Source organism: Sphingomonas sp. CBMAI 2297 (assembly GCF_029870595.1).
Classification (GTDB): Bacteria; Pseudomonadota; Alphaproteobacteria; order Sphingomonadales; family Sphingomonadaceae; genus Sphingomonas.
In genome coordinates this window covers 22,627-29,352 of the sequence record NZ_JAPDIR010000020.1, presented here as the reverse complement: position 1 = coordinate 29,352, position 6,726 = coordinate 22,627, and the positions used below count along the sequence as shown (strand labels likewise).

The window sequence follows — 6,726 nt, the reverse complement described above, 5'->3', positions numbered from 1 at the left end:
AAACCGGCCCGGCGCATGCGGGCGCCGATTAACTTGGATCAATCCCTCGGTCGCCGATCGGCGTCCAGGCGCAGCGTCAGATCGGCCCAGCCATGGCCGTGGCGCAGCATGTGCCGGGTCAGCCGCTCATAATGCTGGACGAAGCGCCGGACCTCGGCATCTGACATCGGCCCGCGTGCGGCGCGTTCCTGCTCGATCCGCCAATCGGCCACCACTTCGAAGCCGGGCGCCTCGAGGAAGACGAGCTGGTCGATCCGGGCCCAGAGCGCCTGATAGGGGCCGGCCAGCTGCGCGTTCACCCAGCGCCGCCAGCGGCCGTCCGCATCGTGCATGCGCTCCAGATCGTTGATCGGCGCGGCGAGTTCCGCTGCGACCTGCGGCCGCGCGCCCAGGCACCAGCCCTCCAGGATCAGCATCTCGGCCGGCCCGGCCACGGGTTCGGGGCTGCCGGGCTCGTCGCGTGCCTTGTCGAAACGGGGGAGCAGGGTGGGGCCGTGCGCCAGCGCTTCGATCGCCGCCAGCCCGGCGGCGACGTCATGGGTGCCCGGCACGCCGCGCGTGCGCAGCAGCGGGTGCACGGTCTCGGCGAGCCGTTGCCGGGCGGCCCCGTCGAGATAAAGGTCGTCGAGCGACAACACCGGGCAGCCGAAACGGGCGGCAAGGGCGCGCGCGACCGTCGACTTGCCGCTGCCCTGCGCCCCGGCGATGCCGAGCACGAAGGGGCTCCGCGCGCCGGGTCGGAGCCGTGCGGCGATGATCTCGGCCGCGGCGGAGGGAGGCTGCGCGATGTCCATCGATCTGCTTCTTAGCTTGCGCACTGCCAGCGCTGTCAAATATGGCTTGCACAGGCCGGGGCTGCCTCCCGGCGGGGAAAGTGATGTCCAGCCGTCCCACGATCAAGGAAGTATCGAAGATCGCCGGCGTGTCGTTCAAGACCGTCAGCCGCGTGCTCAACAACGAGAAGCATGTCAGCGAAGAGACGCGCCGCCGTGTCGAGGAAGTCGTCGCGCGGCTCAACTTCCGCCCGAGCCATGCCGCGCGCACGCTTGCCGGGCGCAAGTCGTTCCAGGTTGGCCTGCTCTACGACAATCCCAGTCCCTATTACATCTATCACGTGCAGACCGGGGCGCAGCAGCGCTGCACCGAGCTGGGCTATCGCCTGCTGCTCCAGCCGATCGACAGCCAATCGCCCGATCTCGTCTCCAACGTGCTCGCGCTGATCGACGAGACGCATCTCGACGGCCTGATCCTCTCGCCGCCAGTGACCGAGGTCGCGGCATTGCTTGACGAGCTCGACCGGCGCGGGCTGCCCTATGTCCGGATCGCGCCGGGTGCGCGCAAGGATGCCGGCATGTCGGCATCGATGGACGATATCGCCGCCGCGCGCGAACTGGTCGGGCATCTGATCGGACTCGGGCATCGCCGCATCGCGATGATCCGCGGCCTCGACAGCCATGCCTCCTCGGCGGATCGCCTCGCCGGCTACAAGGCCGAGCTCGCGGCGCATGGGATCGCCTTCGATCCGTCGCTCGTCGTCGCCGCGGAGAATGACTTCGCCTCGGGTGCCGCGGCCGCGCGCGAGCTGCTGGCGCGCAGGGAGCGGCCCACGGCGATCTTCGCCGGCAATGACGACATGGCGGCCGGCGCGCTCGCCGTCGCGCATGAGAGCGATATCGACGTGCCGGGCCAGCTCTCGATCGCGGGGTTCGACGATTCGGATCTGGCGCGGGCGGTGTGGCCGCCGCTCACCACCATTCGCCAGCCGGTGCAGGAGCTCGCTTCCGCCGCGGCCGAGCTGATCCTGGGCGGCAATGCGCCCCAGCCGCGGGTCACGCTCGACCATCAGCTGGTGGTGCGGGCGAGCACGGGGCCAGCCGCGCGGTAACCAAGGGCTGTCCCGCCGCCGGACAGTGGTTAACCATAGGTAGTGCTGGCGGCAAAGGTTAAGAAGTCGTTAACTGCTGGCCATGCAACGCCAGCTCGTCATCGAGGGCTACGCGCCCCGCCGCCACCCGTTCCGCCGCCATGTCCGCCGCGCCGTGGCGCAGCAGCGCAAGCTGCGGGACGACAGCGACGTGAAGCTCTTCGCGCTGAGCTTCACTGCCTTCTTCGTCTGCTTCTTCACGTTCATTGCCTGACGGCGGCGGCACGGCCCGGTGCCGCCCGGGTTCAGCGTCGGCTGAGCTGCTTCAAGGCAGCACGTCGGGCGCGTGCGGCGCATCCTCGGCCTTGTAGAGCCGGTTCGCGCACCAGGCCGAGGCCAGGCAGAGCGCCACCACCACCAGAATGCATTCGGCCACGCCCATGCCGGGGATCTTGCTCACCCCGAAGATCCCGACCGATCCGAACACCATGAAACCCGAATTGACGATGTTGTTCGCCGCCACGGTGCGCGCGGTCTGCGATTTCTCGACGGTGGTGGTCAGGAAGGCGTAGAGCGGCACCACGAACATGCCGCCGGTGATCGCGATCGCGATCAGCAAGCCGAGCACCGCCCAGCCCAGCGGCATCATCACGAACTCCGCGGTCTTGATCAGCGGCCCGTCATGCACCGGCCAGAAGCGCGCGACGACATAGAAGCCGATCACGAACACCATCATCGTCAGTACCGAGCGGACGGCATATTTCGCCGAGACATGCCCCTTGAGCAGCCGGTTGATGATCACCGATCCGATCGCGATGCCCACCGAGAAGATGCCGAGAAACACGCTCGCCACGTCCTTCTGGGCGTGGAACACGTTCTTGACGAGCGGGGGGAAGAGCACGCCGAGCACGGCCGCGATCGTCCAGAACACGCTGATCGCGATGATCGCCAGGTAGAGGCGGCGGATGTGCATGGTGGCCGAGATCAGCCGCCACGAGGCGCGGAAGATGTTGAAGTCGATCTTGAGCTTGGTCATCGGCGGCGCGGCCGGGATGCGCAGCGAGGCGAACCAGCCGACCGCCGCGACGCCGATCACCGCAAAGGCGGCGGCCTTCGCGCTGATCACGCCGCCGGCGATCGTGCCGCACAGGATCGCGATATAGGTGCCGGCCTCGACCATGCCGGTGCCGCCCAGCACTTCGTCTTCTTCCAGGTGCTGGGGCAGGATCGCGTATTTGATCGGGCCGAAAAAGGCCGAGTGGATCCCCATGCCGAGCAGCGCGACGAGCATCAGCTCGAGATGCTTGAGGAAGATGCCCGCGGCGCCGACCAGCATGATGCCGACCTCGGCGGCCTTGATGATCCGCATGATCTTCGCCTTGTCGTACGTATCGGCGAGCTGGCCGGCGAGCGCGGAGAAGAGGAAATAGGGCAGGATGAAAATGCCGGTCGCGATCGCGCTGAACCGGGTCTCATCCTCCACCGAGTTGAAGATCTGGTAGGTCGCGAAGAAGATCATCGCGTTCTTGAACAGATTGTCGTTGAACGCGCCGAGGAACTGGGTGACGAACAGCGGCAGGAATCGGCGCTCCCGCATCAAACCGAGCGCACCGTGCATAAGCTGACCTTCACCTCTGAACGCGGGTTTTCCCGCCGATTGACGCGTGGGCATAGCCGAGCGGCATGCATGGCGGCAATCGGTTAATGGCCATCGCCGTCATCGGCGTTCGCAGGCGCGCTCGTCGAGTGTCAGGGCCAGGCCCCGTGCCGCCCCGTGGACCGTGTCGCCCACGCGGCAGCTGAGGCGCGCGATCAGGACTCGCTTCGACCCAAAGGCGCCTTCCGGCGTGCGGGCGGTGATCATGACCTCGTTGGGGTTCTATTTGGGGTTCGCATCCGGCGCGATGCTGACCACCACGGCCAATGCCTCCCGCTTCGGTTGCGGGGAGCAGGCGGTGAGCAGGATCGCCGCGAGCAGGGCGTAGCGCCTCATCCCCCGCACGACTCCCGCACGATCAGGTCCGTCGGCAGCCGCTCGGCGCTGGGATCGGGGGAGGGATCGAGGATGCGCGAGACGAGCTGGCGGCCGGCCTCGAACGTGTCTTGCCGGATGGTGCTGAGCGCGGGGGTGGAAAGCCGCGCGAGCAGCATGTCGTCATAGCCGACCACCGATACGTCGCTCGGCACCGATACGCCCGCCCGGCGCAGGGCGCGGATCGCGCCCAGCGCGATGAGGTCCGACGAGGCGACGATCCCGTCGAAATGGAGGTGACGCCGCAACAGCCGGCTGATCGCCGCATCGGCCGATTCCAGCTCGAAATCCACCGGCACCACCAACTTGGGGTCCATTTCCAGCCCGGCTTCCTTGAGCGCCTCGTTGTAGCCGCGCTTGCGCTGCATCGATTCCGGATCGGTGCCGCCTAAAAACAGGATCGCCTTGCGACCCAGCCGGGCGAGGTGCGCGGTGGCGCGGCGGCCGCCAAGCTGATTATCCGAGCCGATCGAGCAGTAGAGCTGCCCTGCCATCTGCGCGCCCCACACCACGAAATTGGCGTTGGATTCGGTCAGCTGGTTGAACGCGTCGTGGAGCATGGACTGGCCGAGGAAGATCACGCCGCTCGCCCGGCTGGTGGTGGTGGTGGCGACGAGGTCCTCATAGTTCGCCGGCGTGGTGTGGCTCACCGTGAAGTCGCAATCGCGCGCGCGCGCCGCCTCGCCGATGCTGGCGAGCAGCTCGAGGAAGAAGGGGTGCGAGAGCGGCAGCGGCCGGCCGCGCATGAAGGGCGTGACGATCACGATCGTCCCCTCGGCCCCCACCGGCGCCGCCGGCATATAGGGCCGGAAGGGATAATCATGGTCGCGCGCCAGCGCCCAGATCTTCTGCTTCGTCCGCGCGCTGATCAGCGGATGATCGTTGAGCGCCCGCGAGACGGTCGAGATCGATACGCCGGCCAGCTGCGCGAGGTCCTGCAGCGTCGTATTGTTGTTGCTACTGCTGCCCATTGTGCCCAAGCTTGAGGAAAGCCGAATACGGCCAGTTTAAAACGGTGAGGGGGGAGCATTGCAAGCTGGCGACGCGAGCGATGCGCCGCGCGTGACGCGGCTCAGCCTGCTGCAGATCTGGAACATGTGCTTCGGTCTGCTGGGCATCCAGATCGTCTGGGGCCTGCAGAACGTCAATACCAGCCGCATCTTCCAGACGCTGGGCGCCGAGCTCGACGATCTCGCCATCCTGTGGATCGCCGGCCCCGCGACGGGGCTGCTCGTCCAGCCGATCATCGGCCATCTGAGCGACCGCACCCGGGGCCCGCTCGGCCGGCGGCGGCCCTATATCCTGGCGGGGGCGCTGTGCACGGCGCTCGCCCTGTTCCTGATGCCCAATGCCGCCAGCCTCTGGGTCGCCAGCCTGATGCTGTGGGTGCTCACCGCCTCGATCAACATCGCGATGGAGCCGTTCCGGGCGCTGGTGGCGGATCGGGTGCCCGAGAGCCAGCGCACCGCCGGCTTCGCGATGCAGGTGTTCTTCATTGGCATTGGCGCGGTGTTCGCATCGGCCTTGCCCTGGATGCTCGTCCATTGGGCGGGGCTGAGCGGCCGGCCCGAGCCGGGCATGCTCCCGCAATCGGTGCGCACGGCCTTCTATATCGGAGGATTCTGCCTGCTGGCGGCAGTGGGCTGGACGATCGCCACCACCCGCGAATGCCCCGCGCCGGCGCGGCTGCCCGAAGCGGCGATGCCGCCGCACGCCCTGTCGCCCGAACGCGCCGCCTCGCTGGTCCGCCATGGCATGGCATGGATGCTCGCGGGCCTCGGCATCGCCGGCACCGCCGCGCTCGCCGGCTGGAAGCGCGAGATCTATGTCGTCGCCGGCATCTGCTTCCTGTTCGGGCTGCTTCAGGCAGTGGTGGTCCGCCTGCGCCGGCTCGGTCGCAGCTCGATCGGCATGCTCGAGATCGTCGAGGACATCCGCTCGATGCCGCTGCTCCTCAAGCGGCTCGCCATCGTCCAGTTCTTCACCTGGTACGGGCTGTTCGCGATGTGGATCTATACTGTGCCCGCGCTGGCGCTGCGCCATTATGGCACCGCGGATCCCGCTTCGCCGGGCTACAATGCCGCCGCCGACTGGGTGGGGGTGCTCTTCGCCGGCTATAACGGCGTCGCGGCGCTGGGCGCGCTGCTGCTGCCCGGTATCGGCGAGCGGCTCGGCCGCCGCGCCACGCATGCCTTGTGCCTGGTGTTCGGCGCGGCGGGGCTGCTCGGCTTCCTGCTCGTCGCGGATCCGGTGGCGCTCTGGCTGCCGACGATCGGCGTGGGGCTCGCCTGGGCGGCGATCCTGTCCATGCCCTATGCCATGCTCGCCGGCAGCGTCCCGCCGGGCAAGGCCGGCGTGTACATGGGCATCCACAACATGTTCCTGGTGATCCCGCAGCTCGTCGCCTCGACGATGCTCGGGCCGCTGGTCGGCCGCATCTTCCACGGCCAGGCCGAATATGCGCTGGTCCTCGCCGCCGCCGCGCTGCTGATCGCGGCGGGCTTCGCGCTCGCGCTTCCTTCCGGCGCCGATACCGGCGCCCGGCCATAGCGCCGGCAGGGCCGCGCGCGAGATTGCGCTGCTTTGCATTGCATCGTCAGGTTGTGCAAAACTTGCATTGATTGCAAGGCAAAATTGCACTGTGCGACTCATGTGCAGGCGAGGAATTTGGATCTATTTTGGCGATATAATCATATAAGACGTTATTTTATAATGATATATCACAAGTTTGCTGTTCGATAATTTCCCTCTTGCGGTTATGCTCAATTTACGCAAAGTTACGCAAAGAGCTTCCCGGCAGGGCCGTCGGCGTTTCCATGCCTTCGGATCG

6 protein-coding genes are annotated in these 6,726 nt (G+C 67.2%); 3 read left to right on the top strand and 3 right to left on the bottom strand.

Annotated elements, in window-relative coordinates:
* Nucleotides 1-38: 38 nt before the first annotated feature.
* Nucleotides 39-794 (bottom strand): kinase, encoded by a 756-nt coding sequence (locus OMP43_RS20550; RefSeq protein WP_280281417.1) that lies wholly within the window; start codon nt 792-794, stop codon nt 39-41.
* 83 nt (nt 795-877) lie between these two features.
* Between OMP43_RS20550 and OMP43_RS20545 the strand changes: the two genes are divergently transcribed.
* Together OMP43_RS20545 and OMP43_RS20540 are read left to right on the top strand one after the other, a co-directional pair.
* Nucleotides 878-1,885: a LacI family DNA-binding transcriptional regulator gene (locus OMP43_RS20545; RefSeq protein ID WP_280281416.1), complete on the top strand. Its 1,008-nt coding sequence runs from the start codon at nt 878-880 to the stop codon at nt 1,883-1,885.
* A gap of 82 nt (nt 1,886-1,967) precedes the next feature.
* The gene (locus tag OMP43_RS20540; RefSeq protein WP_167298047.1) at nt 1,968-2,138 is read left to right on the top strand and encodes a hypothetical protein; all 171 of its coding nucleotides are present in this window, start codon (nt 1,968-1,970) and stop codon (nt 2,136-2,138) included.
* 51 nt (nt 2,139-2,189) lie between these two features.
* Here OMP43_RS20540 and OMP43_RS20535 read toward each other — a convergent pair whose 3' ends face one another.
* Both OMP43_RS20535 and OMP43_RS20530 read right to left on the bottom strand, forming a co-directional pair.
* A complete protein-coding gene (locus OMP43_RS20535) occupies nt 2,190-3,482 on the bottom strand; it encodes an MFS transporter (RefSeq protein ID WP_280281415.1) in 1,293 nt (430 codons plus the stop codon).
* 371 nt (nt 3,483-3,853) lie between these two features.
* A complete protein-coding gene (locus tag OMP43_RS20530) occupies nt 3,854-4,867 on the bottom strand; it encodes a LacI family DNA-binding transcriptional regulator (protein ID WP_280281414.1) in 1,014 nt (337 codons plus the stop codon).
* 58 nt (nt 4,868-4,925) lie between these two features.
* Here OMP43_RS20530 and OMP43_RS20525 point away from each other — a divergent pair, with 58 nt between their 5' ends.
* Nucleotides 4,926-6,446 (top strand): MFS transporter, encoded by a 1,521-nt coding sequence (locus tag OMP43_RS20525; protein ID WP_280281413.1) that lies wholly within the window; start codon nt 4,926-4,928, stop codon nt 6,444-6,446.
* The last annotated feature ends 280 nt before the right edge of the window (nt 6,447-6,726 follow it).

Coding starts and splice junctions, on each gene's coding strand:
- OMP43_RS20550 (WP_280281417.1), bottom strand. CDS start 794: ATGGACATCGCGCAGCCTCCCTCCGCCGCGGCCGAGATCATCGCCGCA.
- OMP43_RS20545 (WP_280281416.1), top strand. CDS start 878: ATGTCCAGCCGTCCCACGATCAAGGAAGTATCGAAGATCGCCGGCGTG.
- OMP43_RS20540 (WP_167298047.1), top strand. CDS start 1,968: ATGCAACGCCAGCTCGTCATCGAGGGCTACGCGCCCCGCCGCCACCCG.
- OMP43_RS20535 (WP_280281415.1), bottom strand. CDS start 3,482: ATGCACGGTGCGCTCGGTTTGATGCGGGAGCGCCGATTCCTGCCGCTG.
- OMP43_RS20530 (WP_280281414.1), bottom strand. CDS start 4,867: ATGGGCAGCAGTAGCAACAACAATACGACGCTGCAGGACCTCGCGCAG.